Origin of the sequence: Azospirillum himalayense, from assembly GCF_042657465.1 — a bacterium.
Lineage (GTDB): Bacteria > Pseudomonadota > Alphaproteobacteria > Azospirillales > Azospirillaceae > Azospirillum > Azospirillum himalayense.
The window spans coordinates 354029-369191 of the sequence record NZ_JBHSLC010000010.1; the positions used below are offsets into that span (position 1 = coordinate 354029).

Sequence of the window (15163 nt, forward strand, 5' to 3'; positions counted from 1 at the left end):
TGGGGTTCATGTTCGCGCTGGCGACCTTTGCCGTCGCCTTGGTGGCGCGCCTTGCGCTGGACGACCGGCTGCCGGCGGGGTTCCCCTTCCTGACCTTCTTCCCGGCGGTCATCGTCACCACCTTCCTGGCCGGGCTTTGGCCGGGCATCCTGACGGCTCTGCTGAGCGGGCTGGCCTCCTGGTTCTTTTTCCTCGGCCCCAACCAATCGCTTGACCTGAATCCCGGAAGTGCCCTGGCTCTGGGCTTCTTCGGGCTGGTCGTGGCGGTGGACATTGCCGTGATCCACATCATGAACGTGGCGCTTGAGCGGCTGGCGGAGGAGCGCAACCGCAGCGCCCGCCTGACGCAGCAGACCCAGGTGATGTTCAGCGAGCTTCAGCACCGCGTCTCGAACAATCTTCAACTCGCCTCCTCGCTGATCGCGATCCAGAAGTCCAAGGTGAAGGACCCCGAAGCCCGCCGCGCGCTGGAGGAGGCCGCTGGACGGCTGTCCACACTGGGCCGCCTGCACCGCCGGCTCCACGCCCCCCATGACGGGCCGATGGACATGGAGCCGTTTCTGCGCGAATTGTGCCAGGACATCCTCAAGACCTCCGGGGCGGAGCGGGTCGACTGCACGGTCAGCGCCGCCGAGTCCGATCTGCCACCGGACACCCTGATCCCGCTCGCCCTGATCCTGGCCGAGCTGGTCAGCAACGCGCTGGAACACGGATTTCCCAACGGCGAGGCCGGACGGATCGGCGTCGATCTGCGGACCGGTGATGGGGAGCTGGTGCTGACGGTGCATGATGACGGAGCGGGCCTTCCCGATGGCTTCACTCTGACGCGCCCCTCCAGCCTTGGCCTGAAGATCGTCAGCTCGCTGGCCGCCCAGATCGGCGGAACCTTCACCATGACCGGATCGCACGGACAGGGCACTACGGCCCGGCTGGTTCTGACCCGGCCCATGCCTTCCTGACAGGCCTTTTCCTGACAGGCCTTTTCCTGACGGGCATCGGTGGACAGCGGCGCGCCGTTCCGGCACAAAGTCGCCCCATGCCCACCCTGTCCACCTCTTCCGCATCGGCGGTCTCGGCGACCACGACGGCCCGGCGCGTCGGCGTCATCGACTTCGCGCGGGGCGTGGCGCTGCTCGCCATGGCCCTCTATCACGGCTCCTGGGATTTGACCTATCTGGGCCTGGCCGATTTCGACCTGTTCGACAATCCGCTCTGGCTGGCCGCGCGCACCGGCATCCTCGGCAGCTTCCTGATCCTGTCGGGTTTCAGCCTCGTCCTGGCGGCAGAGGGTGGCATCGACCGGCGCCGCTTCCTGCGACGCTTCGCCCTGCTCGTCCTGGCCGCTGTCGGCGTGTCGGCGGTGTCGCTGGCGATGTTTCCGGACAGCCCGATCTTCTTCGGCGTGCTGCATCACATGGCGGTGGCGAGCCTTCTCGGCCTCGCGCTGCTGCGCCTGCCTTGGCCGGCGCTTCTGCTGCTCGGTGTGGCGGTGATCGCGCTGGGCGAGACGGTCGCCCTGCCACTGTTCGACGAGCCCTGGCTGCGCTGGATCGGGCTGATGACCTTTGCGCCGGAATCGAACGACTATGTGCCGCTCTTTCCCTGGTTCGGCGGCTTCCTCTTCGGGATGGCGCTCGGGCGGCTGTGGCGTCCCGGCCCGACGAAAACTCCAGGAGGAGCGGCCGGGCGCTTGTTCGCCCGGGCCGGGCGGCACAGCTTGGCGGTGTATCTGCTGCACCAGCCCGTGCTGTTCGGCCTGTTGTCCCTGCTGGCGATGGGGATCGGTGCCGACCCGGCGGATATCCGCAGCTTTCAAAATTCCTGCGTCGCGACCTGCACCGCCAGAGGCGGGGAGGCGGCGCAATGCACCGCCACCTGCCGCTGCGTGTCCGACGATCTGAACCGGGTCGGACTGTGGTCTGACTTCATCCACGACCGTCTGACCGCGGACAGCGCCCGCAAGGTCGACGGCATCATCCAAAGCTGCGGCAACCGCTGACCCGGAAAACGTCGAGCGGGGGAAAGCGCTACGCCCGGCGCTTTCCCACCGTGTCGGCGACGTAGGCGTCGCGATGGCCCATCGGCTTCGGACCGCGCCCATCCTCTTCCGTGGTGTCGCGGGCGGTCTGGTGCTCGATTTCCGCGTTCAGCTCCGCCCCCATCAGGATCACGTAGGAGGTCAGGTTGAACCACAGCAGCAGCACCACGCCCGCCCCGACCGACCCGTAGGTCTGGTTGTAGCTGCCGAAGTTCGAGACGTAGATCGAGAAGCCCACCGAGGCGATGATCCACAGCGCCGTGGCGATGGACGATCCCCAGGTGACCCAGCGCCATTTCGGTTGCCGCCGGTCCGGGCCATAGCGGTAAAGCACGGCAAGCGCCAGCACGATCGCCACCGCCAGAATGGGCCAGCGCGCAAGGCTGGCCGCCCAGCCGATGGGCGTGTCGCGCAGACCGAGAAAGTTGATGGCCGCAGGCACCGCAACGATCAGCGCCAGAGTGACAATGATGAACACCAGCCCGGCCAGCGTCAGCACGAGCGACAGGAGGGCCAGCCGGAGAAAACTGCGCCGCTCCTCCTCTCCATAGGCGATGTTGAGCGCGGTGATCAGGGAGTTGGTGCCGCGCGACGCGCTCCACAGCGTTAGCGCGAGGCCGAACAGGACGCCGAAGCCCAGACCTTCCTGCGGCGCCGACGCCACGTTGCGCGCTTGATCGCGCAGCACATTCAGCGCCTCGGGCGGCAGCAATCCGGCCAGTTGATTGACCTGCTGCTCCACCCCCGCCGGGTCGAAGACAAGGCCGTAAATCGAGACCAGCGCAGCGATGGCCGGGAAAATGGCGAACAGGGCGTAGTAGGCCACCCCCGCCGCCACAATGGAGATGTTGTCCTTCCCCTGCTCTTCCCAGGTACGCCAGAGGATGTCCTTCCAGCCCGCCTTGGGAATGTCGGACGGCCGGGCCGCCGATCGACCCCGCCCCCCCATCTCGACGCGCGGATATTGGTTGCGGTGGCGACGGCTCAGCCCCAGCATGCCCCCTCCCTCACGCGACCGCTTCGCGCAGAGCGCCGACGCGGTGATGCACTGTCTCGATCTCGTGGAAATGGGCTCCGACGATCACCGTCAGCTCCTCGGGAAGGTCATCGTGCAGGCTGTTGCGGAACAGCCCCAGCGTGCCTTCAACACCGTTCTCCAGACCGCGGAGCAGACCGCCGCGCGTCCGCGAACCGCCCAGTTCGGTGTCCAGATCACGCCAGACCGCATGGACAGGCGCTTGCAGATCGCGGCCGCCGCCGCGGCGCACCAGTTCCGCTTCCAAGGCGGCGGCGCTTCGGTCGAACTGGGTGGCGACCTGGGCCAGCCGCCCCTTCAGGTCGGGATCGCCCAGAACCATGTCGGCTTGGCGGAATCCGGTGGCTCCCTGGCGGCAGGCGGCGACCAGAACGCTCAGCACATCTTGTATCGTCCCATCAACGACTCGTCCCGTTGACGTTCCGGCGGTGGCGGGTTCGACCTCAGGCGTGCGCGACACGGTCCAGGCGAACCACAGGGCACCCGCCGCAACCAGAGCCAGGGGCCAGGGGTTGGAACGGATGGCGCGGGCCATGCGCGATGGGTTGCCCTCCACCACGTCACGGACCACCTCAATGACGCCGCCCGACATCTGGCCGGGCGAGAGGCGGAACTCGATCTCGTCGAGAACCGCGTCCATGCGGCCACGGATGGCATGGATGTCCTGCTCGATCTCATCCGTCCCACGCCGTCCGCGCGGCGATGCCGAGGCGTCGGATGTGGGTGTGGTGCTTGCTGTTGTGCCCGCCGCGACGCCGCTCATGGTGTCGGCATACGGATCGGTGGCTCGGTTCATGCCGGCGACTCCCCCTCTTGACGCTGCCGCCAAGCAACACCGCAGGTCAGCGGAAGGTTCCGGTTTGCGGCCGGGGTGACACGAGGGATCGCCCGCTCGATCTTTTTAAACAGGCAGCAACCGGTAGTGGTACCCCACACCTTGCAAACCGCTGCGAATTATATCAATGATCTAATGCGCATACAAAACACAGTGGCTGAATACAAGTGAAAGCAATCTAAAAATCCATTGCCGACAAGGGGGATTGATGATGGACGCACAAAATCTTTCGATCTCGCCCCATAGCTCGGTCTTGCCAAAAATCGTCTTCAGCGGGACTGAGGCACCGAATACAGCGCACTACCCTCCAAAGATGTCATTGTTCTGATCTTCCACTTCTGTGACGGCACGGTCGAGTTCGTGCCGCAGATGACCAAGGAATCCACTGCTTCTTGCATTTACTTTCTACAGATCTCTTTCTCAATTTTCTCTTCTCTACTGACGCCGATCAAGCGGAAGATAACCGTGAGCGCTTCGTCTTGGAGGGATGTCCAGCCTGGAGCGCACGGTGAACGGCCATCCCGCCAACCGTGTCGCCGAGTTGCCCCCGTGGAGTTGGAAGCCGGCCGTCAACGGCTGATCCGGTGCAATCACGCTCCGCTTACGCCTGACCGGTCCCGGAGCGCTCACCCTCGGAGATCACGTGCTGCTTCACGGCGCCGTCATCGCCCGTCACCTCCACCATGCCCCGCCACTTCATTGCACCGCCGGTTCACTGCCTTCGCAGAGCGCTTTACCATCCCTTCCCCAGGTTTGGGACGGCTTTGGGAATATCAGCCGAACCAATTTGCAACATCGCCGGTCTGGCCGAGGATGGTGACGCTGACCCCGGCCTTGAGGTCGAGCACGGTCGAGCCGTTCACCACCCGCGCCGAGGCGATCACGCTCGCGAGGTTGAGCGCCGCGTCGAACAGCGCCAGACGGTCGGTACCCGCGGTGAAGTCCATCACCACCGATCCACCCGAATCCGAGCCAATGGCAAACAGATCCGCTCCGTCACCACCCCAGACGGTGTCAGCCCCCTGGTCGAGGAAGATCACGTCGTTCCCGGCTCCGCCGGCCAGAACGTCGTTTCCCGCCCCGCCGAACAGCGTGTCATCGCCGTCATCACCGAACAGCGTGTCGTTGCCCGACCCGCCGCTGGCGAGGTCGTTGCCCGACCCCAGAGACAGGATATCGGCCCCCGACCCGCCGAACAGCGTGTCGTCACCATCCTCGCCGAAAAGCGTGTCGTCGCCGTCGCCACCGTCGGCGATGTCGTTGCCCGCCCCCAGCGCCAGGATATCGTCGCCTTCCTGGCCGAACAACGTATCGACTCCCTCGCCACCGAAGAAGGTATCACCGCCGGCCCCGCCAGCCAGCACGTCGTCGCCCGCCCCGCCAACCAGGATGTCCGCTCCGTCGCCACCGAACAGCGTGTCGTTGCCGTCCTCGCCGAACAACACGTCGTTGCCGTTCTCACCGAACAGCACATCGTTGCCCGTCCCGCCGCCCAGCGTGTCGTTGCCGGCCCCGCCGCCGAGCGTGTCCTGACCGGCCCCGCCGCTCAGCAGGTCGTCGCCCTCGCCGCCGCCCAGCAGGTCGTCGCCGTCGTCGCCAAGCAGCGTGTCGTTGCCCAGCGTGCTGGCCACCGTGTCGTTGCCGCCACCGCCGGACAGGTAGTCGTCACCCTCACCCAGCAGCAGGTATTGGTCGGCGCCGTCGCCGAAGACCGTCTGGTTGCCGGCCCCACCGGTCAGTGTCGCCTGCCCGATCACCGCCGCGAACTCGACGTTGTCGAGTTGGATCGCCAACGGCGCGCCCACCGCCGTGGTGTTGATCACCAGCGCCGTCGGCAAGGAGCCGTCCTGGGCCGTGCCGGTGATCTTTGCCGCCGTGTCGGGAGCCGTCGCCGCGGTGAAGTCGAAGGTCCGCACCAGCAGCGCCGTGGTCTGCGGCAGCGCACCGAGGAACCCCCGGCCACCACCTTCCAGCCCGGTGCGCGACGAGGTTCCCGCCGTCGTGCGCGCCTGGATCTCCCGGACCAGATCGTCCAGCGACTGCGTCGGATTTTGCCGGGCCGCCGGGCCGCTCGCCGTCACGCCGACGCCCGTCGGCAGGCTGACCTGGAGGGTGGTCACCGTGGAGCCGTTGCGCGTCTCCTGCACCACCGGCACGTCGGCCAGGGTGGCGTTCGCCGTGCCCGGATCCTCCGCGCGGCTGCTGGCGGGAGCCTGCACCACCACCGTGCTCGTCGTCTTGCCGTTCGCCTGCCCCGACAGCGTCTGCACCTGCGCGCCGTCGATGGTCACCGCCGTGGCCTTGGCCGCCGTGGCCGAGGCTGCCGGCGAGGCGTTGCCCGCATCGTCCGTCAGCATGACCGATAGTGACAGCGTACCGTCATACAGCCCTGAAACGTCCAGACCACGAACCGTGTCGGACGCGCTGGCGATCCGTCCCGTCCCGCTCAGCGTGCCGCCGCCCGACGAGGTCAGCGTCCAGCGGTAGGTCGTCCCCACCTCGCCGTTGGCGATGGTGAAGGCGACGTTGGATTGCTTGCTGTGGTCGATGGCGGCGTCGGCAAAGGATACCTGCGGGGCCGCAGGCGCCTGCGTGTCCACCGTCAGCGCCAGCGCGGTGGAGGCCGTGCCCGTGTTGCCCGCCGCGTCGGTCGCCACCGCCGTGAAGCTGTGGCCGCCGTCGGGCAGCGGAGCCGCGCGGAAGTCAGCGACCCAAGCGCCGTCGGCCCCGGCCGTCACCGTCGCAACCACCAGGCCGTTGTCCGCCAGGGCCACCGTGCTGCCCGCTTCCGCCACGCCACGCACCAGCAGCGCACCGCGGTTTATCAGGCCGCCCGCCGCGGTTCCGGCGTCGTCGAGGAAGGCTCCCGCAATGGTTGGGGCTCCGGGCGGCGTGCGGTCCACCACCGGCAGCGTCAGCGTCCCCCACGCCGCGGGGGCCACGGTGCCGTCGCTCACCGTCACCGCGATCGTCGCCGTGGACGCGCGTGCCGCGGTGATCGCGAGCGTGGCGAGCGTGGCGTTCACATCGGCCACCGATCCGGTGATGGTCACCGCTCCACCGGCTGCCGTGCCAACCGTCGCCTGACCCGCCGCGGCGACGGCGAGCACCGCCTGCGCGGGGGTCAACGTCACCGTCAGCGTGCCGCCGTCGGGATCGGCAACCAGAATACCGTTCAACGCCGTGGTCAGGCCCGGATCGACCGTGACCGGCTGCGGCAGGGTCAGGGTCGGCGCGTGCGCGACCGCGACGGCCAGCGTCCCGCTCACGCCGGGCAGGATGCCGCCCGCATAGTCGGCCGCGATGGCCACGCTTGCCGTCATGGCGGCGTCGGCGGGCGTCACCGTCAGGGTCGCCAGGGTGGCGTTGACCGCCGCCGCGGTGCCGACCACCGCCAGCACCCCGCCACCGAGGTCGGTCAACTGCGCGCCGCCGGCCGCCGTCAGGGCAAGCGCGGCGTTGCTCGGCGTCAGGCGCACGGTGGCGATGGCCGCGCCCGTGTCGGACAGCGCCAGACCGGACACCGCCGTGGCCGTCCCGGCGAGCAGCGTCGGGCTGGTCGCCGGCAGGGTCAGCTCGGGCGACGCCGACAGGGCGATGGCGAGCTGCGAGTGGGCGTTCTGGCCGTTGCCGGCGTCCACCTGGACGGCCAGCGCGGCCTGCGCCGTCCCCACGCTGCCCGTGAAGGTGGCCGCGGCGAGCGCCGTGTTCAGCGCGCTCGCCAAGCCGCTCAGCGTCTGCGAGCCGTCCGGGTTGCCGGTGATCGTCACGCCGGCTGCCGGGGCCACCGCCAGCGTGCCGCCGGACGGGCTCAGGCGCACCGTCAGCACACGGTTGTTGGGGTCGCTCACGCTCAGTCCCGCCAGCACCGCCGGCGTACCCGCCACCAGGCTGAGCGAGCCGGGCACCGTCACCGCCGGCAGGTTGTCGATGGTCACCGCGATGGTGTCGGTGACCACCGGGGTGCGCCCGTCGAGATCGGTCGAGGCAACCTGGATGGTGCCCGCCGTCGTCCCGACGGTCCCGGTGTAGGTCAGCGTCGCCAGCGTGGCGTTGACGTCGGCCTGGGTGCCGACCACGCGGTAGGCCCCGCCGCCCGGCTGCGACACCGACGCACCGCCCTGGGCGGTCAGCCCAAGGGTGCCGCCGGTCGGCGTCAGGGTGACCTGCACCGTCGTGCTGTCGAAATCCTCCACCACGAGGCCGCTCACCGCCGTCGCCTGGCCGGCCACCGCCGCCAGGGCGGCGGGCACCGTCTGTTCGGGCGGCGACAGCACGTCCATCAGCAGCAGGTCGCTGTCGTCGGCGGTCAGCGGCTGGTCGTCGGCGGTCTCGAACAGGATCGAGGCCGTCGTCGCCTGCCGGGCCCCCGTGAACTCAAGCTGCTTGAGCGTCTTGTTCACGTCGTCCAGCGTGCCGGTCAACCGGATCTTGCCGTTGCCGAGGTCGGTCGCCGTGGCCGCCCCGAACAGCGGCAGCGTGATGGTGCCGTTGGTCGGCGTCAGCACGACCGTCATGGTGCCGCCGTCGGCGTCCCGCAGCTCCAGCCCGAGGATCTCGATGGAGTGGCGGGCGATCACCGTCGGGCGGCTCGGCAGCACGTTTTCCGGCGCCGACTGGAGGGCGATGGCCAGGGTGCCGGAGGCGTCCGGCGTGGTCGGGTCGTCGTCGCTCAGCGTGACCGCCAGACTGCCCGCCGTCTGCCCGGCGGCTCCGGTGAAGACCAGCGTGGCCAGCGTGGCGTTGACATCGGCCACGCTGCCGCTGACCGTGAGGGTCCCGTCGGCCGCCGTGCCCACCGTCGCCGGGCCGGCCAGCGTGATGGTGCCGTTGCCCGGGGTCAGCGTCGCCGTCACCGTGGCGCTGTCGCCATCGGCCACCGTCAGCCCGCCGATGGCCGCCGCTTGGCCCGTCACCGCCGTCGGCGCCGTCGGCAGGGTCAGCTTCGGGTTGATCGGGTCCTCGTTGCGGATGACGCCGGAGGCCGTGGCGGTGTCGAGGGCGGTGGCCGCCACCGACGGGTTGGACAGGGTCACCGTGAAGGTCTCGTCCGGCTCGATGTCCGTGTCGCCGGCGACCTGGACGGTGATGGTCTTCGTGCTCTCGCCGTCGGCGAAGGAAATGGTGCCCGCGGGCAGCGTCCCGCCGAAGTCGGCCGCATCCAGCGTGCCGTTGGCCGCCACCGCCCAGTCGACCGTCAGGGCGCCGCTCGTGTTGCCGGCGCGGGTGACCGTGAAGCTGTAGGCGGTGCTGCCGACGTCGCCTTCACGCTTGTCGGCGTCGGTCGCCGCGATGGCCAGCCGCGACGGCACCACGACGGCGACCGTCGCGCTGCTGATCTGACTCTGCAGGCTGCTCCCGGTGAAGGTGCTGACCGCGTTCGAAACATTGCCCGCTGCGGTGCCGCTCTGCAGTTCGGCGGCCGCCGCGCCCTGCGCGACAACCTGCGTCTGGGCCATCTGCGTCAGGCCGGCCAGACCGTCGCTGCTGCCGCTGGCGCTGACGACGGCCCCGTTCGCCGCGGCGATGACGCTGGCCGCCTGGGTCACCACCGCGGCCAGCTTGGCGCTGTCGATGGCCGAGACCTTGCCGCCGGCGCTGGTCAGGATGGTCGCCAGCACAGTCGTGTCGGCGAGGTCGAACGTACTCCCCGCCGGCACCGCCGCGACCGCCTCGGCGATGGCGCTGACCAGCGCCCGGCCGATCACGCCGCTCGCCGGAGCCGTGCCGGACACCGCCCCGGTCAGCACCGCGCTGCCCTGGACGATCAGGTTGGCGATGTTGGCGGCGGCGGCCTGCGTCCGCAACGCGGTGGCGATGGCCGAAGCACTCGCCCCCGCGCTGGTCGCGGCGACGATCGGGTCGTAGTTCAACAGGTCGAGGCCGGCGTCGAGGCCGAGCTTGCTCTTCAGCTCGGTCACCGCCGCGGCGATCGCGGCGTCGCTGCCGCCCAACCCGGCCATGCCCATGACGACCGTGGTCAGCGGATTGATCACCGAGGCCGTGGCCGCCGTCTGGTAGACGCCCGTGAAGGCCAGATTGGTCGAGATGTCGGTGCCGCCGAGCATGATGATCGGCCCGCTGCCGCCCTCGACCGACCAGTTGCCCACCGCGTCGGTGCTGCCGCTGGCCTCGCCGGCGTCGAGCACGCCGTTGGCGTTGGCGTCGGCGAACACCGTGGCGCCGGCGATGTAGCCGTCGATGGCCCGGCCGCCACGCACGTTCACCAGCACCTTGTCGGTCGCCGGGAGCTTGCCCAGCGTCAGGCTGGTGACCGTGTTGCCGGCGCTGTCGACGATGCGCCCGCCGTTCAGGTCGAGCGTCCCCGCCACGGCGATGCCGTCCTTGTCGAGGTCGTCGGCGGCCACGACGTAGCGGAACACCAACGCGCCGTTCTCGGTCCGGTCGTAGGTGGCGTAGCGGGTCTGGCTGCCGATGGTCAGGGTCAGGCGCGGCGTGCCGGAGGCGACGCCGACCGTGTCGGTGAAGGCGACCGTGAACTCCAGCGCGTCGCCGCGCGTCGCCAGATAGCGCCCGGCGCCCGGCCCGGTGACCTTGGTGACGGTGGCGGCGCGGTCGTCGTTGAGGATGGTGCCGATGGCCGTGCGGGTCTCCACCTCGATCTTGGCGTTGGCCACCGTGGTGGTGGAGCCGACCAGCGCGACGCGGAACAGCTCGGTGTCCTCGACGAGGCGGTCGCCGCTGACGGGGATGGTGATGGTCTTGCTGGTCTCGCCGGCGGCGAAGGTGAGGGTGCCGCCGGGCAGCACGCCGCCGAAGTCGGCGGCGTCGGCCAGGCTGCCGGTTAGGCCGCTGTCCGCGGGCGCGTCGACCTGCCAGGTGACCGTGGTGCTGCCCGAGGTGTCGCCATGGCGCGTGATCGTGAAGACCAGGCCGGTGGTGCCGGAGTTCCCTTCCGCCCCGGCCACGACGGAGGGGCCGACACTCAGCCACTGCACCGGGGTGAGGTCGATCGCCACGGCGCGGCCGACCAGGTTGACGCCGTCGGAGATGGTGTAGGTGAACTGCCCGGCGGTTCCGGTGGTGCCGAAGGGCGGCGTGTAGACGACGGCGGCGAGCTGGTCCGGCGTCAGCGTGTCGCCGACCTGCAGGGCGGTGCCGTCGAAGCGCTGGACCGTGCCGATGGTGGGCAGCCCGGTGACCGTGACGGTCAGCGCGTCGCCCTCCGGATCGACCGGCTTGTCGATGGACAGGCCGACGCGGCTGGAGTTCTGGTCGATGGCGACCTGCTTGGTCTCCTGCGCCGTCGGGGCGGTGTTGGCGCCGCTGACGGTGATGGTCAGCGTCGCCGTGGATGTGGCGCCGGCCCGGTCGGTGATGGTGTAGGAGACCGTCTCCTGCCGGGTCTGGCCGGCGGGGAGGCTGGCGTAGCCGCCGGCCGGGTCGAAGGTGTAGCGGCCGTCGGCGCTCAGCGTCAGCTTGCCGCCGCCCGCCAGCGTGATGGTCTTGCCGACGTTGCCCGCGTCGCCGTTGACCGCGCTGACGACCGGGCGGTCGCCGAAGTCGGGGTCGCTGTCGTTGGCCAGCACGCCGTTGGCGGCGTTCACCGCGATCGGCGTCAGCTTGTTGGTGGTGACGGTGTCGTTGACCGCGACCGGGGCGTCGTTGACGTCGGCGACCTGGACGATCAGCACGTCCGAGGTCGCCGCGCCGGCGGCGTCGGTGGCGGTGATGCGCACCGCCTGGCTGCCGACGTCGGCGTTGCCCGGCGTGCCGGACAGCCGTCCGGTCGCCGCGTCGAAACTCAGCCAGGCGGGCAACGCCGAGCCGTCCAGGCTCGTGGCGCTGTAGCTCAGCGTGTCGCCCGTGTCGGCGTCGGCGAAGGCGCCGGCCGGCACCGTGTAGGCGAAGGCCTGCCCCTGGTCGACGCTGCGCGTGCCGAGCGTCTGGGCGAGCGTCGGGCGGTCGTTGACCGACAGCGCGCGCACGCTGGTCGTGGCGTCGGAGGACGAGAGGCTGGTGTCGTCGGTGACGGTGACGGCGAAGGTGGTCGTCTCGGTGGCTCCCGGGGCGACCCGGTTGCCGGTCGGCTGGAAGGTGAGCCGGCGCAACGCCGCCTGCGCCGCCGCCGCGCTCGGGGCGGTGAGGCTGTAGGTGCCGGCGGCGGTCCTGGTGAAGCCGCTGGCGGTCAGGCTCTCCTGGGTGAAGGAGCCGGTGGCGTCGCCCACCGTACCGGCGGCATCGTGCAGCTTGATCACGACGGTCTGGGACTGGGTGGGATTGCTGTCGCCCACGGTGAAGCCGGCAAAAGGTCGCAGGCTGGCGGTGTCGTTGACCGCCTGGTCTGCGACCCCGCCGCCCAGCGTCGGCGCGTCGACGCGCCGGGTGTCGATGGAGTAGGCGGTCGAGCTGGCCGTCGCGGTCGGAGCGTTGCCCGCCGCGTCGGTCCAGCCGAGGTTGACCGTGATGCGGTTGTCGGCGGCGACGCGGTCGGCCGCCGGGGTCAGGATGGCGGTGTAGACCAGCCCGTTGCTGCCCGGAACCACGGCAAGGTTGGACAGCGCGCCGTTGGGCACGGTGACGTCGTCGTCAGTGAAGCCGGTGGGCGCTTCGGTGAAGGTGAAGGTCACCGTGGTCGTCTGGTCGACGCCCAGGCTGTTGGAGCCGAGCGCGACGGTGACGCCGGGTGCGGTGGTGTCGAGGGTCAACGTCTGCGTGGCGGCCGGGGAGCTGTTGCCGGCGGCGTCCCGAGCCGTCACGGATACCGCGTTGACGCCGTTGGCGTCGAGCGCCAGCGTGCCGGCCGTCGGCGTGGCGGTGGCGAGGTTCACGCTCCACCCGCCGTTGGCGTTCGCGGTGGTGGTGTAGGTGGCGCCGGCGACGCTCACCGTGACCGTGCTGTTCGCCTCCGCGGTTCCGGCCACCGTCGGCTTCGCCACATTGCTCAGCGCCGCCGAGGTGACGGTCGGCGCACCTGGTGCGGTGGTGTCGAGGGTCAGCGTCTGCGTGGCGGTCGGGGAGCTGTTGCCGGCGGCGTCGGTCACCGTGGCCGACACGGCGTTGGCGCCGTTCGGGTTCAGGCTCAGCGTGCCGGCCGTCGGCGTGGCGGTGGCGAGGTTCACGCTCCACCCGCCGTTGGCGTTCGCGGTGGTGGTGTAGGTGGCGCCGGCGACGCTCACCGTGACCGTGCTGTTCGCCTCCGCGGTTCCGGCCACCGTCGGCTTCGCCACGTTGCTCAGCGCCGCCGAGGTGACGGTCGGCGCACCCGGCGCGGTGGTGTCGAGGGTCAGTGTCTGCGTGGCGGGGGCGGAGACGTTGCCGGCGGCGTCGGTCGCCGTGGCCGACACGGCGTTGGTGCCGTTCGGGTTCAGGCTCAGCGTGCCGGCCGTCGGCGTGGCAGTGGACAGGTCGAGGCTCCACGCCCCGCCCGTCGCGGTGGTGGTGTAGGTCGCCCCGCCCACCGTCACGGTCACCGTGCTGCCCGCCTCCGCCGTGCCGCCGATGGTCGGCGTGGCGCTCTTGCTCAGCGCCGCCGTGGTGACGACCGGGGCACTCGGGGGCGTGACGTCCGCGACGCTCACCACCGTGCTGATGTTGGCGATGGCTGCGCTGCCGGTCGCCCCGCCGGTGTCGGTCAGGCTTGAGATGGCCACCGTGCGGTTGCCGAGCGTCGCTCCGCCGCTGGTGTTCTTGTAGCCGAGGCTCCCCAGAAGCGCGCTCATCTGCGCATCCGTGCGCTCAAGCCCCGTGATGGTCACCGTCGCGACGCCGCCCACCACCGTGACCGTCACGCTGGCGTTGCCGCCCGCAGTCCCCAGACCGGTCAGGGAGGCGGTGGCGCCGTTGGACAGAGCGATGTCGGTCCCGCCGATGCTCAGCACCTCGGTCGCGTCGACCACGCCGCTGACCGTGAACACCGCGCCGCGGAAGCTCTGCCCCGCCTCCACCGTGGAGGCGGCCACGCCGCTGAACAGGCTGGTGGCGGAGGACGCGCCGACGCCGAAGGTTGCGGTTCCACCGGTGGCGGTCAGCGTTGGCACCGCGTCGACCCGAATCGTCGTGCTGGCGCTGGCCGTGCTGAAGGCCGAGCCGCTGGTGGTGTCGGCGAGGTTGCCCGCCGTTCCGCTGGTCAGATCCCATGCCTTGAAGACGAGCCCGCCCGTGTCCGTGCTGGCGAAGCCGGAGCCCGACGGCACGAAGCGGATGCGATCCGATCCGGCGAGCAGGAGCGCCGAGCCGTTCGACGCGCCGACGGGGATGTTCGTCCAGCTTCCGCTGCCGACCTTGTACTGCCACACGCCGTGAGTGTTGGTCACCCCGGTGACGGCGACGCCCAGCGGGACGACGGTGACGAGCGGGACCGGGCTGTTGTACTCGGCGTCCGTGGCGGTGCCGGCGGAGGCCAGCATCGCTGTAACCGTCGTCCCGGCGTTTGCGGCGTCGGCGACCCCCTGGTCGATGGCCGACAGGCTGCGGACGTCGGTGGACAGGATCGGGGCGTCGTTGGCGCCCGTGAAGTTCAGGGTGAGCTGCTGGGTGACCGTGCGGTTGCCGTCGGACACGCCAAAGGTGGTGGTGCCCGACATCGGTCCCGCCGGCACGCCGTTCAGGAAGGCGGCGTCGAACACGTAGGCGTACTGGCCGGTCTGGCTGTTGACGTAGGCGGTGCCGCCCGCACCGGTGGAGGCGATGTTGTAGGTCACGCCGCCGATCACGTAGGTGCCCGGCGTCTGGGTGCCGCTGACCGAGTAGGTCAGCGTGTCGCCTTCCAGATCGGTCGCGACCAGCTGGCCGGATACCAGCGGGAAGGTGTCGTTGGCCGCCGTGTCGACCAGCGTCGGCGGCGTGGTCGGCACCGCCAGGACCGGCGGGGCGTTGGTGTCGATGCGGTCGTTGTTCTGGCTGATCGCGGTGGTGTAGGCGGCGTTGGCGTTGCTGGCGCTGTCCACCAGAACGATGTTGACCGGAACGTCCTGGTTCGCCGCCCGGTCGCCCGAGCGCTGGCCGTCCGCGGTGACCGTGAAGGTCGCGGTGTAGGTCGTCGCGTTGACCTTCGTCAGGTTGCCCAGCGCGAAGCCGCCGATGGTGCTGCCGGCGCCCAGCGTGTAGGTGTCGCTGTCCGAGGCCACGGTGATCGTCGCCGTCACCACGTCGCCGACCTTGGCCGGCTGGTTGGGGATGGTGACCATGGTTATCGACGGCGGCGTCGTGTCGGCCGGCGGGGAGGTGTTGGTGACGGCTTGGCCGGTGACGGCGGCCGGGGCGTTGCTCGCGGTGTCGGTCAGGTTGCCGG

5 protein-coding genes are annotated in these 15163 nt (G+C 70.2%); 2 read left to right on the plus strand and 3 right to left on the minus strand.

Features of this window, described 5'->3' with window-relative positions; genetic code table 11:
• Positions 1–8: 8 nt before the first annotated feature.
• Together ACFPMG_RS08860 and ACFPMG_RS08865 are read left to right on the plus strand one after the other, a co-directional pair.
• On the plus strand, positions 9–959 hold the full coding sequence (locus tag ACFPMG_RS08860; RefSeq protein ID WP_376994799.1) for a sensor histidine kinase: 951 nt from the start codon (positions 9–11) through the stop codon (positions 957–959).
• A 77-nt stretch (positions 960–1036) separates the two neighbouring features.
• Positions 1037–1999 carry an acetyltransferase domain-containing protein gene (locus ACFPMG_RS08865; RefSeq protein WP_376994800.1) on the plus strand — a complete coding sequence of 321 codons (963 nt, stop codon included), beginning with the start codon at positions 1037–1039 and terminating at the stop codon, positions 1997–1999.
• A gap of 28 nt (positions 2000–2027) precedes the next feature.
• Here the strand turns inward: ACFPMG_RS08865 and ACFPMG_RS08870 are convergent, their stop codons facing one another.
• The 3 genes from ACFPMG_RS08870 to ACFPMG_RS08880 form a co-directional block, all read right to left on the minus strand.
• On the minus strand, positions 2028–3035 hold the full coding sequence (locus ACFPMG_RS08870) for a YihY/virulence factor BrkB family protein (RefSeq protein WP_376994801.1): 1008 nt from the start codon (positions 3033–3035) through the stop codon (positions 2028–2030).
• Positions 3036–3045: 10 nt separating this feature from the next.
• Positions 3046–3870 (minus strand): hypothetical protein, encoded by an 825-nt coding sequence (locus ACFPMG_RS08875; protein ID WP_376994802.1) that lies wholly within the window; start codon positions 3868–3870, stop codon positions 3046–3048.
• A gap of 812 nt (positions 3871–4682) precedes the next feature.
• Positions 4683–15059 carry a beta strand repeat-containing protein gene (locus tag ACFPMG_RS08880; RefSeq protein ID WP_376994804.1) on the minus strand — a complete coding sequence of 3459 codons (10377 nt, stop codon included), beginning with the start codon at positions 15057–15059 and terminating at the stop codon, positions 4683–4685.
• Positions 15060–15163: the final 104 nt, after the last annotated feature.

Bases quoted from the DNA above. Each gene is read 5' to 3' on its own strand.
- ACFPMG_RS08860 (WP_376994799.1), top strand. From the start codon at position 9: ATGTTCGCGCTGGCGACCTTTGCCGTCGCCTTGGTGGCGCGCCTTGCG.
- ACFPMG_RS08865 (WP_376994800.1), top strand. From the start codon at position 1,037: ATGCCCACCCTGTCCACCTCTTCCGCATCGGCGGTCTCGGCGACCACG.
- ACFPMG_RS08870 (WP_376994801.1), bottom strand. From the start codon at position 3,035: ATGCTGGGGCTGAGCCGTCGCCACCGCAACCAATATCCGCGCGTCGAG.
- ACFPMG_RS08875 (WP_376994802.1), bottom strand. From the start codon at position 3,870: ATGAACCGAGCCACCGATCCGTATGCCGACACCATGAGCGGCGTCGCG.
- ACFPMG_RS08880 (WP_376994804.1), bottom strand. From the start codon at position 15,059: ATGGTCACCATCCCCAACCAGCCGGCCAAGGTCGGCGACGTGGTGACG.